A 16,911-nucleotide genomic window follows, 5' to 3' on the forward strand; every position below is an offset into this window, starting at 1 on the left:
TCAAAAACTTTGGCCGCCTCGACATGGCTGTGTCCCTCTTTGATGTAATCTAATGCTCGTTGTTTAAAATCTGTACTATATGCCATGGCTTTATTATAACATGTATTTTATAAACTAAGTGACTATAGCAGGGCTTAATTTCAATATCTAAATGATATATTTATCTAAAAAAGGTAGTGAAAAAGGTAGAGTTTGAATTGAAATACAGTGCAACATATCGCATTTGGCAAAAAGAAAAAACGCTTGAAATCAGCGTTTTTATATGTATTGATTCGTATTGAATGCTTACTTAACTTCTGTAAAGGTTGTGAATGTTATTTTAGCACTCTTTAAACGCCGTTATATCAACGTTTTTAGATTGTTCTATAGAAAATGTAGTCATAAATGTAGTCATTTTGCTATGCCGTCAATTTCGCAATTTCTTTGAGGTAGATTTCAACTGCTTCTGCCTTCTTTTTCGGCGCTAATTCAGCATAAGTATCCATTGTCGTTTTAATCGACTTATGCCCCATTCTTATCTGGAGTTCTTTCCAGTTTGCACCAGCATTCAGCATCAAAGAAGCATGTGTATGGCGGAAAAGGTGGAAACCATAGTTTGGTAGTCCCAGCTCAGTCAAACGCTTTTTAAGCGTTGCACGTTCATTTCTGTCACACATATAGTTCCCGTAAATTGTCGGAAAAATTAGATCCACAGTTGGTAAATCATGACTCACAAAGTAATCACTCATCTCAGCATGAAAAGCTTTCAAGTCATCTAAGACTTCTCTCGGGACTGCAACTCTTCTGTTACCAGAATCAGTTTTGGCACTGTTCTTACAAACAATCTCACCCTTAATCCCAAGTTTCTTATTTCCAACTTTCCACATCAGCGTCTTGTTAACGATGATTTCATTAGAATCAAAATCAAGATCATGGATTGATAAAGCAAGAAGTTCATTGATTCGAAGCGCAGAAGCTAACAGCGTATCGCAGATAACTTTAAATCTTCGATTAGCTCGTGTGTCAGGAAGAGTATCAAGATAGTTCAGCCAAGTGCCCAAATCCTCTCCGTGCAATACCATAATTCTCTCCTTTACCACCTTTGGTTTTGGAGGGATTTTTACTGTCCGAGCTGGATTATGAGAAAGTTCGAAATTCGTAATCCCATAATCGAAAATATCACTGAGTTTATAGATAACTGCACCGAAATCTTTTGCGTGTCCCTTTTTGGATTTTTTAACACCTGATTCAACAGACTTTTTAGATTGTTGAGCTAATTTATTAACCCAAATCTGAATATCTGCAGATTTTATCTCTTCAGGCCTATATTCTCCAAACTTAGGGATGATGTAGGTATCAAGATAGCTTCGGACTCGGTTAATCGTATTCTGAGAAGTGACCCAAGTTACAAAACTGACAAACCAGGCTTCAGCTAACTCCTCGAAGTTATTAATCAACAAAGTCTCTTTTAAAGTTGAACCCTTCGCTTCAAATTCAAGTCGAGCTTGAATGATTTTCCTATCAAGACTTTTTAGAGTTTTAGCAGTTATAGATGATGTAACTTTTTTACCAGTTTTAACATCTACACCAATATATACACCACGTTGCGTATAGCTAATAGTTCCGCTACTCTTGGTAGTTTTAATGACTTTTCGATTGTTGTGAATGATAGTTTCTTTCTGCATAGTAGCCTTTCACGTTCGGATATAAAAGGCTAAAATAACAACCTCACATATTTCATGTGATATTACTATTTTAGCACAATTTTATAATTAGGGAGTTAAATAGTTCAGCACATCCTCCATTTTGTAAAAAACGGTTCTAGTCCCCTCAATCGGTGGTTCTAATCTTTTTAGCCCTGTCATTTCCCAAGTTTTTAAAGTATTGGGAGAAATATGAAGAATAGAAAGCAGTTCTTTCTGAGTAAGTATACTTGCATGATTCTGAGCATTTTCCTGTTTCTGCATCAAAGCAAGCAAACAATTCAAAATCTGTTCGATTTGATTCAATTTTATAAGTTCATTATTCGTCATTTTTCACTCTCCTTTCTATGGCTTGAGTGTCTACGAGAATCCAGATATTTTGCGAAAAAGTACGTCTTATCAATAATGAGATTCAAAAGTGACGGATTCTCAACTCGTGCATATCTAACAAGATTGTTAAACTCAGTAAAGTTGTGTTCTTCGATAATATCAATCACAGTTGAAAGAAATTGATCGTTATTGTTAGTGATTAGAAATTGCTCCAATTCAAAACCACAACCAGATTCAATCTCATCCATATTGTAAAGTGTTTTGTCAGGATTCTCTGCGTGTATGAAATAATCATACATTCCCTTTGGTGACATGACTACCTCTACATGAGAAGGTGTATGTAGTTTTTCAGTTAGTAACTCTGAAACCTGCGTATAGCTTTTAAGTGATTCGAAAAATAGGACTCCGTGCTTATGCGCTTTTTTAAATTCTCCAGTTTCTTTGTTAACATCTTTGTCGTGCCATGGACTTAATACAAATGGAATATGCATCCCCTCTAGAATATCAAGATAGTTTTCCGGCGCGCTTTCTTGATAAATCAGGAATGCCCACTTATTCGAACGTTTATCTTTAGCCATGACTACCTCCCTTCAACTAGCATTTTCAAATTGTTTGCAATTCATGTGATTATTGATTATTGATACACTGGGGGTCGTAGTAGCCCCAGTGTATCTGCCAATTAGATTTCATGACAAGGCAGTACTTCTGGTCTTCACTACGTGAACCAAGCACTGCCAATTTATTATCTTTTTGTAGATTTAAACCAAAGCTTATTACCTCGCCGGTTTGGTGCAGAAAAATAATATTCTGGATTGCGACTAGAAATTTCTTCTTTGATATAGTTTTCCATTTCTCTTAGTAATTTCTGAGACTGCTGGGTTTTCGGATACTTAATCAAAATCGTCACAGAATCATTTCTTACATCAACAACACACTTAGATGTTGCTCTATTAAATTTCCTTAAAATAGGATTGAATCTTGTCACAGTAGAAGAGTTATCAATTGAAAATGCTAGTTGAGAATTCTCATCTTGTCTCAAAAACTGAATGAGGCGAATCGTTTGATAAGCGGATCTAAAATAATTAGCCGGCTTGTCATAAATAGCGCGTAGAACCAACTCAATTATGATTAAAAATAAGGCGATTAACGGCAATAAAATTGCTAGGGTTTTTGTATAGTATTCACCTTTACTAGCCCATTGATTCATCATCTCAAACAGATGAGATAAGTATGTACTTTGAGCATTTGCCATTAAATTCTGTAGCAATCTGAGACCAATTGTCAAACAAAAGAAAAACAAACCATATATAAGTAACGTTACTGTAAAATTAAAAGTTCTCTGAAAGAAATTCTTTTTGTCATTCATAAAATACCTTTCTTAGTGTAATAAGTTGGACATAACAAGGGAAGAACTTGATAAGGATGCTCATTATCAATGATTTGGATCAAGCCTGTACCCTTTCCAATTGGAATGACTATCCCCTCTGGATCCAAATCTGGGAACAGAAATTGTGTTGTCTTCTTATTAATGTTCCCAATTTGAATAAGTACATTCAGTTGTTCTCGAACAGAAATAGGGATTGTATTGTGATCAAAACGCTGACTAACTAATAAAAGATGCACTCTGGTCGCTCGCCCGAGAAGTGCAACTTGTGATAAGAGTGAAAAGAAAGACTCTTTTATCGTTTTATTGACACCTTCTGAAAGCGCGAGAACTTCGTCTATTACAATAGTTAAATGCTTAAACTCTTGATCAGGATTGTCATAGAGAATTTCTTGACGTACTTGGATAAGATTCAAACATGAGCTTAGATTTTCATTTATCTCTGAAACAAAATCAGACTTTGAACGATTACGTTTAGGGTGGATAATTGAAATACCATTTTCACGTGCCCACCTGGAAGGTGTATCAAATTTTGGATCCACAATAATTAAATCCGAAAAATTTTTCAGCAAGCTTAAAAAGTACGTCAAAGCATAAGATTTTCCAGATCCACTATTTCCTGCGATAGCTACAGAAGTTACTTTATTAAAATCCAGAGTTAAATTTTTCATGATCGGAATAATATTTTTTTCTCGTTCCAACGCAAATTGATCTAAATCTGAAATTACAAGTCTTTCAGAAATTCCTTCTTTCCAGGGAAAAAACAAGCCTCGTTGTACATGTATATCATCCGTTTCAAGGGCAAGAAAGTAAGCTGAGTTCTGTTTTAATACCGTGTATCTTGGAAAGAGAGCTGCATTAGCAATCAGAAAAATCTTCTGATAGAGTTCATCGTCAATGATATAGCCAGCTGGTAATCGTGGAATAAATAGAAACCCATCTTTCATAATCTCCACGTGATAGCTGTTCGTAAAACTAGTTTCTCCCTGCATAATGCTACCAAGTCCCATGTTCAGGGCTTGAAGCAAGTATTGTGCAAGTTCCTTAGTAGTCATTATTTGACCTCTTTAATATTGTTAGCACGGAAATAGACATTGTAGCCTACTTCGCAGGCTTCTAATCCATCAAAGTCAACCATCGCTAGATAAGACGGAAGAGCAACTTCAGATTCGAATTTCACTTGAAAAGGCGGCAATCCTTTTTGTGAGAACCAAGCCTTGTGACCGATGATTTCTCCAGTCGGTTGACCATCTTCAAATTTGATTTGCGCTTCAAATTCAGTACTCAAGCAGTGGATTGCTTGTTTTTGATCAACATATTGTTTAGCTGTATTGGCTGAATAGCCGTTCTTACGATTTTTTGTTTTCATGTGATTTACCTCTTTCTTATTTATCGTACTCCAGTTGTATTCTTCGATTTCTTGCATTAAACAATCATAGGAACCACCTCCTTATCTATAAGGAGAAAAAAACAGGAAATTGGTAATTCCTGCTAATTTTTTTTAAAAATATTTTTCTAATTCCTCCTTTAAAAATTTTAAAATATTCTCATAGCGCTTTTTAATTGTTTTATGACTTTTGAAAGAAGTTTCTTTAGTCAATTGTAACGCAGAAGTTCCATTTAGTGTGATTTCCAAAAAGATTTGTAGATCATCTTTTGATAGTTTAGATAGTGCATTTATAAGAAATTCATTACGTTCTTTGATAAGCAATTGTTCAATAGGGTTATATGTATTATCTGAATATAAATCCAAGATTTCTGTATCTTTTCCATCATTCGAAATAGTTAAATTGAGACTTATTACTCCATAATGACGTTCTTTACGTTCGAGGTTATTAAATGGTTGTGCTAATAAGCGTGTTACTGTTTCCCAGTTATTATTTTCAACAGCTTCAATAAGTTTACGACTACGACGTTGTTCCACTTTAGACATACATGCCTCTCTTCTAACAGCCCAATGGAATAGGTTGAAAGAAACATATATGAGCATAAATTGAGTATCGAAATATGGTAAAAAGCACACCAAACAAACGGTAAAAACAATTTTATGCAAGATATGATCGTTATCATCATATCGTCATATTTGTTTCAATCCGTCTATTTGATGCGCATCAGATAGGACTGTAAGTTTTTTGAAGTTTAATAACTTCTAATCAATATTATATATATAAAATCATGGTATAATTATGGTTAAATGCAACAGATTTTGCTTGAAAAATACCACGTTTTTTGGAGAAAAAATGGAATTCAAAAATACAAAAAAATTTTTAATAGAATTAGCATCGATAAGACTTGATTGTAAAATCCATGCAATTAACAACGAACGCAAAGAATATGGCAACAACGAACATTATTGGAAATATGGCAATAATAAAATTAAGACAAAACCAAAATATCATATGTTATCTAATAGAGAAATTTGCCCTAGCAACCCCCCACTAATAGGACAAATTCGAAAGGGAAAAATAAATAAAAAAAATCCTCATCTATTTACTCCTACTACACTTATAGATATTTACAATAATTGTAAATTTAGCCCCTACGACTCTGCTGAAGGATTAAATAATGATGAAACGATTAAATTTCGAGCAAGAAATATGATGTATAAATCATATGATGAAATTTTTTTTGGCAATTATAGCGAACAAAATATTCTGCAAACATTTTTTCCAACGGCTTTAATTTTAGATATTCTTTACGAAGAATACGATGAAAATTTATGGAGAATAGTTTTAGGATACATACCATTGAATATACTATTTGAAAGAATGAAAATGAATATAAACGATGTGAAAAAAATTTACCAAATCCTCATTAGAGATAATTGGGAACTTCTAATGACTGGAATTTTTAGAGCAACTGAACGCTTATATTTTGGAACAGGCGACTGGGCAATAGACTGGGAAAATTATAAGTCCTTTTCGCTAGAAATCAAGCATTTTATAGAATTTTATAACGAGAACTTCCCTGTTGAATTTGAAGGACAGAATCGACTTATTAAAATAGAATGCGCATTAACAGAATTTTATAACAAAGTGTTAAAAGAAAAATTCAAACAGTTTGTAAATGAACACAAAAGTTTTGAATATCAGAACTTAGAATCAATTATATTTATAAAAAAAACAATGCAAGAAGAGCAGAAAAATATGATTGATGGTGGAGTGTTGGAAGATTTGAAGCTTCGAGCTTTCCCGTGGGAAGATAATTTTTTGTCAACACTTGAAGATAAAAATAAAAAAGATGAATTTCATGATGAACAGACAGAATTACTTCATACAACTAGAGTAATAAATAAGATAGATGACCTTTTAGAAGAATTAATAGTATATCAGTGTAGACATGAGAATGATGATCACTGGGGTGGAAATGCTCTTGGATATATTAAAAAATATCAAAAAGGAAAGGAAATACTTGATTATTTTCAAAATGGAGATCTTGATGGTTTAAGGTCACTAATTGAGGAAAGAATTAAATTTAATTCTGAGTTTCAAATCCTAAATGAAAAGATGTATATAAAAAAGCATCCAAATAGCTGGGCTGCGATAAGAGAAAGGAAATTATGGGAAAAAATTGAAAAAAGTCGAGCAAGAAATAAGAAATAATATTAAGTCAAACCTATTATTTATTTTTTCATCACAGACTATCGAAATTATTTAGGGTGCAAAAAAAAGTGGACAGGCGTCCACTTTAATTTTACGAAATGCTAAAATGACATATCTGAGTTTTACCGATTTTACGATTAGAACTACTTTACTATTTTTATTTATTTTTTCGCTTATTTACTGATAAACCTAATACACTAATAATTGAAACTCCAATCAATCCAAGAACACTTGATTTTTCACCTGTATTTGGCAATGATTTATCCTGTTTCTTATTTAATGCACCATTATAGGACGCAGGTGATTGAGAAACAGTCTTAGGTTTAACTTGGTAAGATACAAGTTTTCCAGTTTCATCATAGACTTCAATAGGTGTGTTACCTGATTCAAGGATCGCTTTCTTTTGCGCTTCAAGGTCAGCTAAACGCTTAGCTTCTACCTGCGCGCTATATAAGGCGAAGAGTTTATCATAAGCCTCTTGGTCGATTTTCTGTTCTTTCAACAACTTGTCAAGGTTCGCTTCTGCCTCTTTCAAAGCAGTCACTTTCTCTTTAAGAGTAGTTTCTTTTTGAGCAAGGACTTCCTTAGCTTTAGCTAAGTTAGGTTCTGCATTGAGCAAGTTTTCAAGGTCAGCCTTGGCTTGTTCAAGCGTCTTATTAGCTAGTGCTACTTTTTCTTTAGCAAGTTCAAGATTGTTTTCAGCAATCTGTACTAGTTGTTTAAGTTTAAGCAATTTATCTTGTTCAGTTGCTAGGTTGTTCTTAGCATTAGTAAGATTACGCTCTTTTTGAGCAAGGACTTCCTTAGCTTTAGCAAGATTATCTTGTTTCAGTTTCACATCAGCAGTTAGAGCATCTAGTGCCTTTTTAGCGTTTTTAAGGCGCGTATTAGCATTAGCAAAGATATCTTGCGCTTTTTCAAGATTGCTTTGAGCAGTTGGTGTTTTCAAAGGTGTAGCTTTAAGAGAATCCAATCGTTTTTGAATTGTCTCCTGCTCCCCTTTAGCCTTGATATTCGCAAGCGAAGCACTTGTTTTTTCACGTTGTGCCTGAGAGTTTACAGTCTGAGCATTTAATAAGGCAGAATTTGCAACATTATAGGCTTTTACAATACTTTCTGCTGTATTATTGTTAGGTACTTCAGTCTTATCCAACTTGTTTCCAGTAACTTGATTATCAAAAACTGATATGAAGTGTGCGCTTGTACGTCCTAGACTCTTAGAAATATCTAAAGCAAAATATTCTTTAGTAGCACCTCGAACAGAAGATACACCTGTTAGGTTTTGAGCGTGCATCCACTCCCAACCATTAAATAGCAAGTCAGAAATACTTTCATAAACCCATTTTTTAGCATCATACATGGTATGAATTTCATCACCACTATTGACACTGTTTAAGTTTTCAAGGTATTGTTGAGTATCATCCTCATAAGTAGGCAATCCATATTTACGAGCCACGTTGTTTACTGCTTTGTTATCGTGACCTTTTCCGAATCCCCAATCATCAGCTACGTAACCGTCAGTCACTTCGTCAGCAACTTGAACCATACCTTTTGTTACAACAGTCTTAGGTGTTCCAAAACGCTCACGGATTTGGTTAAGTAGATCGCTCGCAAATAGAGAAAGTTCTGTCATTTGTTCGGTTGTCAAGTTATTAGCATCAACACTGATAGCTTTATCAGTGACATTTCCTTTGAATTTATTCAAATCCAAATTTTCTTGGTTGACCGATTTTAAGATAGACTCTACTTTCTCTCTATGTTCTTTCCACTTATCACGTTCATTCAAAATGTCATGAGGATTATTTACATAGGATTTCAAGGCGTTAACATATTCATCAGTAACTTGGAAAGTGTTAATAGACTTATAGCTAGCTTCAGCCACAGTAAAGGTATCCTGTGCTTTTTCAAGAGCAGTTTGTGTCTGGTCAGCTTTATTAGTAGCATCAGTCAACTTAGATTCTGTGCTTACTACTACCTTACTAGCTTCTGTCAACTCGTTTTGGACGCTTGAAATTGCATCTGCAAGATTCTTGTCGTCTGACTTAGCTTGTTCCAAGACCTCCTCTGCATTCGTCAACTGTGCCTGTGCTTGTTTTTGGAAAGCCTCAGCATTTTCCTTTTCTTCGACAACTTTCGCTTGACCTGTACCGTCCAAAATAGCTTGGGCATTATCTACATCATTCTGAGCATCTTTAACCTCATTTAAAGCATCCGCTACTTTTTTCTCAGACTTATGAACTACATGTTCTTGGTCTGCGACAACTTCTTTTGCTTTGTTAAGGTCTTTTTCAGCATTCTTCTCTTGGTTTTCTGCGTCAGTTTTACCTTTTTCAGCACCAGTAACTTCTTGATTTTGCTTTTCAATGTTTTCTGGAGTCGCTTTATCCTTGGCTTGTTGAGCATTATCTACTTCAGATTGAGTATTACCTACTTCAGTCTGCGCTTGGTCTTTTTCAGTCTGCGCTTGGCTTTTCTTGGCTTGTGCATCTTCTACTGCTTGGGTAGATTTATCAAGTTTATCCTTAGCCACGTCAACTTGTTCTTTAGTGACTTCCTTAGTAGGAACTTTCACTTCAGTTTTCTTAGGCGCTTCTTTCTCTACCAAAGCTGGTTCGGTTTGAGCAGTTGTAGGCAATGGAACCTCTACTGTATCTGCGTGAGCAGTTCCGATTGTGCCGACAAGACTTGCAGTTGCTGCGATGGCAGAAATAACCGTACCCGTATACAATTTTTTAGCAGTACTATGACTATTTTCCGTAGCTTTTGACATTTATAAACTCCTTTTGTACAATGCCCTATGCATTTTATTAAACTATAGTACTATTTTACCATACTTTTATCGTTTTTGGATAGTTTATTATACTTATTTTTAGAGAAAACAGATAGTAAAATGGTAGATAACATGAAATATAATAAATTACAAAAGCATATCGCTTTTCGCATACGTGAGTGTAGAAAAGCACAGGGATTAAGTCAAGAAAAATTATCTGAAATCGCTGGCCTAGGTGTTAAAGCGATTCAAAATATAGAGAACATGAAGTATGATTTTAAGATAAAAACTCTTGAATCCGTAATCAAAGCCCTAAATCTAACGGTCGAGGAGTTCTTCAACCTACAATCATTTGAATCAGATCGAGAAGATTCTTCAGAAGTACTTTTTGAAAACTTAACAAAATTACCCAAAGATAAGCAAGGAAAAATTATATCTTCATTTAATGAGATTGTAAAGAATATCAAATAAACCCAGCCAAAATAAATTTTGGTTGGGTTTTATTTTACAGTCTTTCTTATTTTAACAAATTTCTTCAAAAATTCATTAAAAATTTTCTACTTTTGTTCTACCTTTTATTTTTACATACGATTTAGAGGGTGCGGATCAATCTCGTTAAATTAATATTTTTTAATGCCTTTTACTCTAAGTAATTTTGAAAAGCTCAAGTATCCATTATAATATTCTTGTTTTTTGTTCATGGTAGAGACAAAGGCTAACTTTACAGGAACTGCATTGGCTCTTGAATGTTTAAAACTTAAATCTTCTGATTGTGGGATAAATCTTAATTCATCTTCCAAATATCTATACACTCTTTCAGGAATTACTAAATTGCAGATGTACTTTGCATGATCATTGTTTTGAAACATTCGTAGATAGTACTTTTTATCAGTCTTTCCTAAAAATGCCTTACACTCTCCATAGTACATAGTCAGATGGTCAGATACTTCTAATTCATTTAGGAGAAGGGATCTGCGAGGTAAATATTTTCTGACGCCTACCTTATTCTCTAAAACAAATTTTACATCGGAAATTTCGTTCTTATCTTTCGGAGAGTTGGCGTTAACTGGCTGGACTGCTCTAGTAGTCTTCTCTTCTAAAATACGATTTAAGAGTTGCTCAGCTAAGTCTGCATCAATTTTCTCATAGTAATCTTTCAGTTCCAGTTTCGAAGCAGATTCCAAAGCATATTCACATCCGTCACCATGAGGTGATTTAGGATGGCTTGATAAATAGATTTTCCCTTTTTTCTCGTTTATCACTAAATCCACTTTGCAACAACCAGGACAAAATAATTGGTTTTCATACTTAAGTTTTGTCCCAGCTTTATCATTTTGATATTCCTTTTGTAGCTCATGAAGTTCTAGTCTCTCATGATCGTATATACAGTATTGAAATTTATTTTTTGTAAACATAATAATCCTTTCTAGTTATCAACAATTAAATTTTGTTTAAAAAAATCTGAAATGTGTAGTTTTCTAAAAGCAACATCTAATTTTCTTAAACAACACAAAAACGCTCTAGACAATATGACTAGAGCGTTTTCTATATATCCGAACATCTAATTTATTTCACAAAAAATGTAGTCAAAAATGTAGTCATTCGGTTGATTTTTATTGCAATACATTGAAATTTGAAAATTCAAGAATCGCGTTAAATCAAGGCTTTTTCGTTTCTACTGAAACGTAATGACCCACTATTTAACTTCTGTAAACACAACGTGTTTGCGAAGTTTTGGTGAGTATTTCTTCAATTGAAGACGGTCTGGAGTGTTACGTTTGTTTTTAGAAGTAAGGTACAAGCGTTCACCAGATTCTTTGTGTTCAAGTGTAATATTTACGCGCATGGTATCTCCCTTCTATTATTCAGCTGATGCAGCTTTAGCGATCTTACGTCCTTTGTAGTATCCTTTAAGTGATACACGGTGAGAACGTGAGTAATCTCCAGTAGTTTCGTCAAAGTTTACAGATGGAGCTGTTACTTTGTAGTGTGTACGACGTTTGTTTTTCTTCGCTTTTGAAGTGCGACGTGCAGGTACTGCCATTTTGATTTCTCCTTTTAAGATATAAATTCAGTTAGGTTTGATTTTCATCAACTTTAATAGTATATCAAAACTTTTTTGTAAAGTAAAGTTACTTGACAAAAAAAGATAAAAAAATTTTCCTATCCAATTTTCTGGATAGGAAAATAGACTAAATATCAATCTCGAATGGTTCATCAATGGTTTCTGAGACGTATTTTCCGTCTTTTTTCCGTTGTTTGACGCATTCGGTGAGAAGATATTCAATTTGCCCGTTAACTGATCGGAAGTCATCTTCTGCCCATGATGCGAGTGCAGCATATAACTTATTCGAGAGTCGAAGGGGGATTTGCTTCTTTTTAGCTTCTGCCATTTCTAATAAAGGCTTCCTGTATTGACAATTGGTTGTGCATCATGATTGCCACAGAGAACGACTAGGAGATTTGAAACCATGGCAGCTTTACGCTCTTCATCTAGTTCAACCAACTCTCCTTCATTTAGACGTTCCAGTGCCATTTCAACCATTCCAACAGCGCCGTCTACAATCATCTTACGTGCATCGATAATAGCTGATGCTTGTTGACGTTGAAGCATGACGGCAGCAATTTCCGGTGCATAAGCTAGGTAAGTAATACGTGCTTCAAGGATTTCCAAGCCAGCATCCTCTACACGACTTTGAATTTCTTCACGAATACGTTTAGCTACAATCTCACTAGAACCACGGAGGCTTCCTTCATCCGCTTGCCCATCACCTGTAGTATCCACATTCGGAGACACATCGTAAGGATAAATGCGGACAATATTACGAAGGGCGCTATCACACTGCAATGAGAGATATTCTTTGTAGTTATCTACGTTGAAGACTGCTTTGGCTGTATCGACAACTCTCCAAGTTACCGCGATTCCGATTTCCACAGGGTTCCCTAAGCAATCGTTAATCTTTTGACGAGAATTACTCAAGGTCATAACTTTGAGAGAAATCTGTTTCTTGCCAATTTCAATGTTTACATCATTGCCATTTGATGATTTCATTCCTGAAAAAGGAGATTTTGTGCTAACATCGCCACTTTGTCCGAGTCGAGTGTGAATTGCAGGATTGACCGCTATGCTAAAAGGATTTACAAAGTAAAAACCTGGTTCTTTAATGGTACCTGTATAGTTACCAAAGAGGGTCAAAACCAGAGCTTCCTGAGGTTTGACAACTTTTAAACCAGCATGTGCTAGAGCTGAAATTAAGATTAATAAAAGCCCGAGAATAATTCCAAAAATGTTTTCTGAACCAGCACCCATGATAAATATAAAGACACCAAGTACGAGTGCCAACTCGATAATTATCAACGCTACTACACCATTTGGTTTTGAATTGATTAGTTTTTCAGTCATCAGAATGACCTCCTGTTTTTGATATCTAAATGATATCACTTTAATTTTAAATGTCAACAAAAATATGCAATCATTTTTAAGAAGATTTCAATGTATTGAATTGTCTGAAAATTCAAGAATTTTCTTCTGTTCATTGCTTTTAAAATGTGCTATAATGGTAAAAACTGAAATGGGAGGGACTTGAATGACAGAATTAGATAAACGTCACCGCAGCAGCATTTATGACAGCATGGTTAAATCACCAAACCGTGCCATGCTTCGTGCGACTGGTATGACAGATAAGGACTTTGAAACACCGATTGTGGGGGTCATTTCGACTTGGGCAGAAAACACACCGTGTAATATTCACTTGCATGATTTTGGTAAGCTTGCAAAAGAAGGTGTCAAATCTGCTGGTGCTTGGCCTGTTCAATTTGGAACCATTACGGTAGCAGATGGGATTGCCATGGGAACGCCTGGTATGCGCTTCTCTTTGACATCTCGTGATATCATCGCGGATTCTATCGAAGCTGCTATGGGTGGTCACAACGTCGATGCCTTTGTAGCTATCGGTGGTTGCGACAAGAATATGCCTGGTTCTATGATTGCCATTGCCAATATGGATATCCCTGCTATTTTCGCCTACGGTGGTACGATCGCCCCTGGAAAACTGGATGGCAAAGACATCGACTTGGTTTCTGTATTTGAAGGAATCGGTAAGTGGAATCACGGTGATATGACAGCTGAGGACGTGAAACGTCTCGAATGTAATGCCTGTCCTGGCCCTGGTGGTTGCGGTGGTATGTACACGGCTAATACTATGGCTACTGCTATCGAAGTTTTGGGTATGAGTTTGCCAGGATCTTCATCTCACCCAGCTGAATCTGCCGATAAGAAAGAAGACATCGAAGCAGCCGGTCGTGCAGTTGTCAAAATGCTTGAACTTGGTATCAAACCTTCAGATATCTTGACTCGTGAAGCCTTTGAAGATGCCATTACAGTGACAATGGCTCTAGGTGGTTCTACAAATGCCACTCTTCACTTGCTCGCCATTGCCCACGCGGCTAATGTTGACTTGTCGCTCGAGGACTTCAATACCATCCAAGAACGTGTACCTCACTTGGCCGATTTGAAACCTTCTGGTCAGTATGTCTTCCAAGACCTCTACGAAGTTGGTGGTGTGCCTGCAGTTATGAAGTACTTGTTGGCAAATGGATTCCTTCACGGAGACCGTATCACATGTACTGGTAAAACTGTCGCTGAAAACTTAGCTGACTTTGCAGATTTGACACCAGGGCAAAAAGTCATTATGCCACTTGAAAATCCAAAACGTGCGGATGGTCCGCTTATCATCTTGAACGGGAACCTTGCTCCTGACGGTGCGGTTGCTAAGGTATCAGGTGTGAAAGTGCGTCGTCACGTTGGACCGGCTAAGGTCTTTGACTCAGAAGAAGATGCGATTCAGGCCGTTTTGACAGATGAAATCGTTGATGGCGATGTAGTCGTTGTTCGTTTCGTTGGACCTAAAGGTGGTCCTGGTATGCCTGAGATGCTTTCACTTTCATCAATGATCGTTGGTAAAGGTCAAGGAGATAAGGTGGCCCTCTTGACGGACGGACGTTTCTCTGGTGGTACTTATGGTCTGGTTGTTGGACATATCGCTCCTGAAGCTCAGGATGGTGGACCGATTGCCTACCTTCGTACAGGCGATATCGTTACGGTTGACCAAGATACCAAAGAAATTTCTATGGCAGTATCCGAAGAAGAACTTGAAAAACGTAAGGCAGAAACAACCTTGCCACCACTTTATAGCCGTGGTGTCCTCGGTAAATATGCCCACATCGTATCATCGGCTTCTCGTGGAGCTGTGACAGACTTCTGGAATATGGACAAGTCAGGTAAAAAATAGTGTAATTTTATAGAAAATTAGGAGAATGAAGTGGTCAAAGACATTATTGATACTGTAGATAGTGAAAACGAGTCATATTCGGATGATTCTCTATTTAACATCACATCATTTGGAACAGATTTATCTTATAGAGAAATAGTTACTATGTATGAAGATGGAGATTTGGAAAAACCCGAATTACAAAGGAAATATGTATGGACAAAAAAGGAAGCAAGTAGATTTATAGATTCTGTTTTACTAGGATTACCTGTACCAAGTATTTTTTTAGCCAAAACAGAAGATGATAAGAGACTAATTGTGGATGGATACCAGAGAATAATGACAATGTATGATTATATGAATGGTATATTTTCTGGGGATAATAAAGTTTTTAAATTGGCGAAGACAAAAGAAATAAATTCTCAATGGCGAGGAAAGGCGTTTTCAGAGTTAACAGATGAACAAAGGCGTAGAATACGCACTTCCCCTATCCATGCAATAATTTTCGAACAAAAAGTTCCTAAAAACGATACTGGTATGTATCAAATTTTTGAAAGGATTAATACAGGAGGTAGAACCTTAAAACCTCAAGAAATTAGAAACTGTGTTTATCATGGTAATTTTAATAAACTTTTATTTGAGTTAAATAAAGAAGATATATGGAGAAAGATTCTTGGTTCAGACCAAGAAGATAGTAGAATGGCTGATGTAGAACTCGTTTTAAGATTCTTTGCATTTTCTGACATTATATCAAGAGATGAAATTCGTCAAAATCAAATAATACTCAGTAAATTTTTAAATGATTATATGTATGATTATAGAAATTTGAATGAATCAGCATATAATGATAAAAAAGAAATATTCATTAATACAATTAACTTTTTACATACAACAATAGGATTAAATGTTTTTAGGACATTAAAACGAAGAGGCCAAGATATTATTTGGGCGAAAAGAGTTAATCCAGTAGTTTTTGATGCTGTATGTTCAGCTAGTGTTTTTGTGAGTGAAAAACATTCTGATAAATTAACAACTACATTGGAAAAATATATTGAATTATTAGAAGATGAAAGTTTTAAAGAATCAACAACTAATAGAACTACAAATACAGATCATATAAAAAACAGAATAAGTAGAGCTGCAATGATTTTATATGGAGTTGAGATTAGTTATGAATGAAGATGAAAAAAGAATTTTAGATGATTGTGATTTGGAAATTAATAATATTAAAACATGGATAGATAATAAAAATCAACTTGATTCAAAGGTAAAATTCTTAGTTGCTTATGCTGTAATTAAAGCATCTGGTAGTATAGAATTAGTTTTTAAGTCTATGATTAATACTTTTTTATCTCAAAATTGCATTGATGAAACTAAAGTATTTTTAACAAAAAATATCATTGATAGTTCGGCAAATCCCTCACCTGGTATCATTGAGAAATATCTAGAACAATTTGATGGCAAAAGAAAAGAAAGGTTCTCAGATTTGTTGAAAGATTCTCAAGACAAAGGTAACTTAAAAAGTTTAGTTAGCCTAAGAAATGATATTGCACATGGACGGACAATAAATTCATCGATTAATAATATTGAATTATATTTCGAATCAGGAAAAAAAATTTTAGAAACATTGGAAAAAGTTATAAACGATTCGCCTGACACACCTGAATAGCTTATCTCGGCAAATTCATAAAATCTATCTCTCGTTAAAAATTATTTTCTATTCTAGCATTATAAGTATATATAAGATAACTTAATTCAACTCAACTCAACTTAACATATCAATAAAAAGCTACTAAGTATAAATACAGTTTCTTAGTAGCTTTTGCATTTTCTATTAAAGACTTTCAGTTAAATCATATATTTTAATACCGTC

At 35.1% G+C, this 16,911-nt stretch carries 19 protein-coding genes; 5 read left to right on the forward strand and 14 right to left on the reverse strand.

Features of this window, described 5'->3' with window-relative positions:
• The 8 genes from QM917_RS07110 to QM917_RS07145 all read right to left on the reverse strand — a co-directional run.
• Positions 1-86, reverse strand: an 86-nt coding sequence (locus tag QM917_RS07110; protein ID WP_212750421.1) for an IS630 transposase-related protein, incomplete at its 3' end; no start/stop codon positions are given.
• Between the two features lie 312 nt (positions 87-398).
• Complete coding sequence (locus QM917_RS07115; RefSeq protein WP_414285351.1) at positions 399-1,664, reverse strand: tyrosine-type recombinase/integrase; 1,266 nt, start codon at positions 1,662-1,664, stop codon at positions 399-401.
• Between the two features lie 87 nt (positions 1,665-1,751).
• Positions 1,752-2,012, reverse strand: coding sequence for a hypothetical protein (locus QM917_RS07120; protein WP_414285352.1), 261 nt, complete (start codon positions 2,010-2,012; stop codon positions 1,752-1,754).
• The gene (locus tag QM917_RS07125) at positions 2,009-2,590 is read right to left on the reverse strand and encodes a replication protein (RefSeq protein ID WP_101782255.1); all 582 of its coding nucleotides are present in this window, start codon (positions 2,588-2,590) and stop codon (positions 2,009-2,011) included. The genes QM917_RS07120 and QM917_RS07125 overlap by 4 nt, the downstream gene beginning before the upstream one ends.
• Positions 2,591-2,754: 164 nt before the next feature.
• Entirely contained in the window at positions 2,755-3,378 is a 624-nt protein-coding gene (locus QM917_RS07130; RefSeq protein ID WP_315638825.1) for a hypothetical protein, read from the reverse strand.
• The gene (locus QM917_RS07135) at positions 3,375-4,451 is read right to left on the reverse strand and encodes a cell division protein FtsK (protein WP_414285353.1); all 1,077 of its coding nucleotides are present in this window, start codon (positions 4,449-4,451) and stop codon (positions 3,375-3,377) included. The genes QM917_RS07130 and QM917_RS07135 overlap by 4 nt, the downstream gene beginning before the upstream one ends.
• A complete protein-coding gene (locus QM917_RS07140) occupies positions 4,451-4,765 on the reverse strand; it encodes a hypothetical protein (RefSeq protein WP_414285354.1) in 315 nt (104 codons plus the stop codon). Before QM917_RS07140 ends, QM917_RS07135 begins: the two co-directional genes overlap by 1 nt.
• A 132-nt stretch (positions 4,766-4,897) precedes the next feature.
• Positions 4,898-5,329 (reverse strand): sigma-70 family RNA polymerase sigma factor, encoded by a 432-nt coding sequence (locus QM917_RS07145; RefSeq protein WP_414285355.1) that lies wholly within the window; start codon positions 5,327-5,329, stop codon positions 4,898-4,900.
• A gap of 307 nt (positions 5,330-5,636) precedes the next feature.
• Between QM917_RS07145 and QM917_RS07150 the strand changes: the two genes are divergently transcribed.
• Entirely contained in the window at positions 5,637-6,998 is a 1,362-nt protein-coding gene (locus QM917_RS07150; protein WP_101782259.1) for a hypothetical protein, read from the forward strand.
• Positions 6,999-7,155: 157 nt separating this feature from the next.
• Here QM917_RS07150 and QM917_RS07155 read toward each other — a convergent pair whose 3' ends face one another.
• Positions 7,156-9,768, reverse strand: a complete 2,613-nt coding sequence (locus QM917_RS07155; RefSeq protein ID WP_414285356.1) for an SEC10/PgrA surface exclusion domain-containing protein — start codon at positions 9,766-9,768, stop codon at positions 7,156-7,158.
• A gap of 132 nt (positions 9,769-9,900) precedes the next feature.
• Here QM917_RS07155 and QM917_RS07160 point away from each other — a divergent pair, with 132 nt between their 5' ends.
• On the forward strand, positions 9,901-10,239 hold the full coding sequence (locus QM917_RS07160; protein ID WP_101782310.1) for a helix-turn-helix domain-containing protein: 339 nt from the start codon (positions 9,901-9,903) through the stop codon (positions 10,237-10,239).
• A 149-nt stretch (positions 10,240-10,388) separates the two neighbouring features.
• On the opposite strand, the gene QM917_RS07165 is transcribed toward QM917_RS07160, so the two are convergent.
• From QM917_RS07165 to QM917_RS07185, 5 genes are all read right to left on the reverse strand, one after another.
• Positions 10,389-11,183, reverse strand: coding sequence for a hypothetical protein (locus tag QM917_RS07165; protein ID WP_101782261.1), 795 nt, complete (start codon positions 11,181-11,183; stop codon positions 10,389-10,391).
• A 281-nt stretch (positions 11,184-11,464) separates the two neighbouring features.
• Positions 11,465-11,614 (reverse strand): 50S ribosomal protein L33, encoded by a 150-nt coding sequence (gene rpmG, locus QM917_RS07170; RefSeq protein WP_001265622.1) that lies wholly within the window; start codon positions 11,612-11,614, stop codon positions 11,465-11,467.
• A 15-nt stretch (positions 11,615-11,629) separates the two neighbouring features.
• Positions 11,630-11,812, reverse strand: coding sequence for a 50S ribosomal protein L32 (gene rpmF, locus QM917_RS07175; protein WP_000290417.1), 183 nt, complete (start codon positions 11,810-11,812; stop codon positions 11,630-11,632).
• A 148-nt stretch (positions 11,813-11,960) separates the two neighbouring features.
• The gene (locus tag QM917_RS07180) at positions 11,961-12,161 is read right to left on the reverse strand and encodes a PTS ascorbate transporter subunit IIC (RefSeq protein WP_000796543.1); all 201 of its coding nucleotides are present in this window, start codon (positions 12,159-12,161) and stop codon (positions 11,961-11,963) included.
• Between the two features lie 2 nt (positions 12,162-12,163).
• Positions 12,164-13,171, reverse strand: coding sequence for an SPFH domain-containing protein (locus tag QM917_RS07185; protein WP_414285357.1), 1,008 nt, complete (start codon positions 13,169-13,171; stop codon positions 12,164-12,166).
• A gap of 184 nt (positions 13,172-13,355) precedes the next feature.
• Here QM917_RS07185 and ilvD point away from each other — a divergent pair, with 184 nt between their 5' ends.
• Genes ilvD through QM917_RS07200 form a run of 3 tightly spaced genes read left to right on the forward strand, consistent with a single transcriptional unit; the run spans position 13,356 to position 16,707 of the window.
• A complete protein-coding gene (gene ilvD / locus QM917_RS07190; RefSeq protein ID WP_414285358.1) occupies positions 13,356-15,059 on the forward strand; it encodes a dihydroxy-acid dehydratase in 1,704 nt (567 codons plus the stop codon).
• A gap of 30 nt (positions 15,060-15,089) precedes the next feature.
• Positions 15,090-16,217, forward strand: coding sequence for a DUF262 domain-containing protein (locus QM917_RS07195; RefSeq protein WP_414285359.1), 1,128 nt, complete (start codon positions 15,090-15,092; stop codon positions 16,215-16,217).
• Complete coding sequence (locus tag QM917_RS07200; RefSeq protein WP_414285360.1) at positions 16,210-16,707, forward strand: HEPN domain-containing protein; 498 nt, start codon at positions 16,210-16,212, stop codon at positions 16,705-16,707. The genes QM917_RS07195 and QM917_RS07200 overlap by 8 nt, the downstream gene beginning before the upstream one ends.
• Positions 16,708-16,911 lie beyond the last annotated feature (204 nt).

This window comes from Streptococcus infantis (assembly GCF_047460685.1).
GTDB classification, from domain to species: Bacteria; Bacillota; Bacilli; order Lactobacillales; family Streptococcaceae; genus Streptococcus; species Streptococcus infantis_AD.

What these genes read in the sequence shown, in the direction of transcription:
- QM917_RS07115 (WP_414285351.1), bottom strand. Translation starts at nt 1,664, where the DNA reads ATGCAGAAAGAAACTATCATTCACAACAATCGAAAAGTCATTAAAACT.
- QM917_RS07120 (WP_414285352.1), bottom strand. Translation starts at nt 2,012, where the DNA reads ATGACGAATAATGAACTTATAAAATTGAATCAAATCGAACAGATTTTG.
- QM917_RS07125 (WP_101782255.1), bottom strand. Translation starts at nt 2,590, where the DNA reads ATGGCTAAAGATAAACGTTCGAATAAGTGGGCATTCCTGATTTATCAA.
- QM917_RS07130 (WP_315638825.1), bottom strand. Translation starts at nt 3,378, where the DNA reads ATGAATGACAAAAAGAATTTCTTTCAGAGAACTTTTAATTTTACAGTA.
- QM917_RS07135 (WP_414285353.1), bottom strand. Translation starts at nt 4,451, where the DNA reads ATGACTACTAAGGAACTTGCACAATACTTGCTTCAAGCCCTGAACATG.
- QM917_RS07140 (WP_414285354.1), bottom strand. Translation starts at nt 4,765, where the DNA reads ATGAAAACAAAAAATCGTAAGAACGGCTATTCAGCCAATACAGCTAAA.
- QM917_RS07145 (WP_414285355.1), bottom strand. Translation starts at nt 5,329, where the DNA reads ATGTCTAAAGTGGAACAACGTCGTAGTCGTAAACTTATTGAAGCTGTT.
- QM917_RS07150 (WP_101782259.1), top strand. Translation starts at nt 5,637, where the DNA reads ATGGAATTCAAAAATACAAAAAAATTTTTAATAGAATTAGCATCGATA.
- QM917_RS07155 (WP_414285356.1), bottom strand. Translation starts at nt 9,768, where the DNA reads ATGTCAAAAGCTACGGAAAATAGTCATAGTACTGCTAAAAAATTGTAT.
- QM917_RS07160 (WP_101782310.1), top strand. Translation starts at nt 9,901, where the DNA reads ATGAAATATAATAAATTACAAAAGCATATCGCTTTTCGCATACGTGAG.
- QM917_RS07165 (WP_101782261.1), bottom strand. Translation starts at nt 11,183, where the DNA reads ATGTTTACAAAAAATAAATTTCAATACTGTATATACGATCATGAGAGA.
- rpmG (WP_001265622.1), bottom strand. Translation starts at nt 11,614, where the DNA reads ATGCGCGTAAATATTACACTTGAACACAAAGAATCTGGTGAACGCTTG.
- rpmF (WP_000290417.1), bottom strand. Translation starts at nt 11,812, where the DNA reads ATGGCAGTACCTGCACGTCGCACTTCAAAAGCGAAGAAAAACAAACGT.
- QM917_RS07180 (WP_000796543.1), bottom strand. Translation starts at nt 12,161, where the DNA reads ATGGCAGAAGCTAAAAAGAAGCAAATCCCCCTTCGACTCTCGAATAAG.
- QM917_RS07185 (WP_414285357.1), bottom strand. Translation starts at nt 13,171, where the DNA reads ATGACTGAAAAACTAATCAATTCAAAACCAAATGGTGTAGTAGCGTTG.
- ilvD (WP_414285358.1), top strand. Translation starts at nt 13,356, where the DNA reads ATGACAGAATTAGATAAACGTCACCGCAGCAGCATTTATGACAGCATG.
- QM917_RS07200 (WP_414285360.1), top strand. Translation starts at nt 16,210, where the DNA reads ATGAATGAAGATGAAAAAAGAATTTTAGATGATTGTGATTTGGAAATT.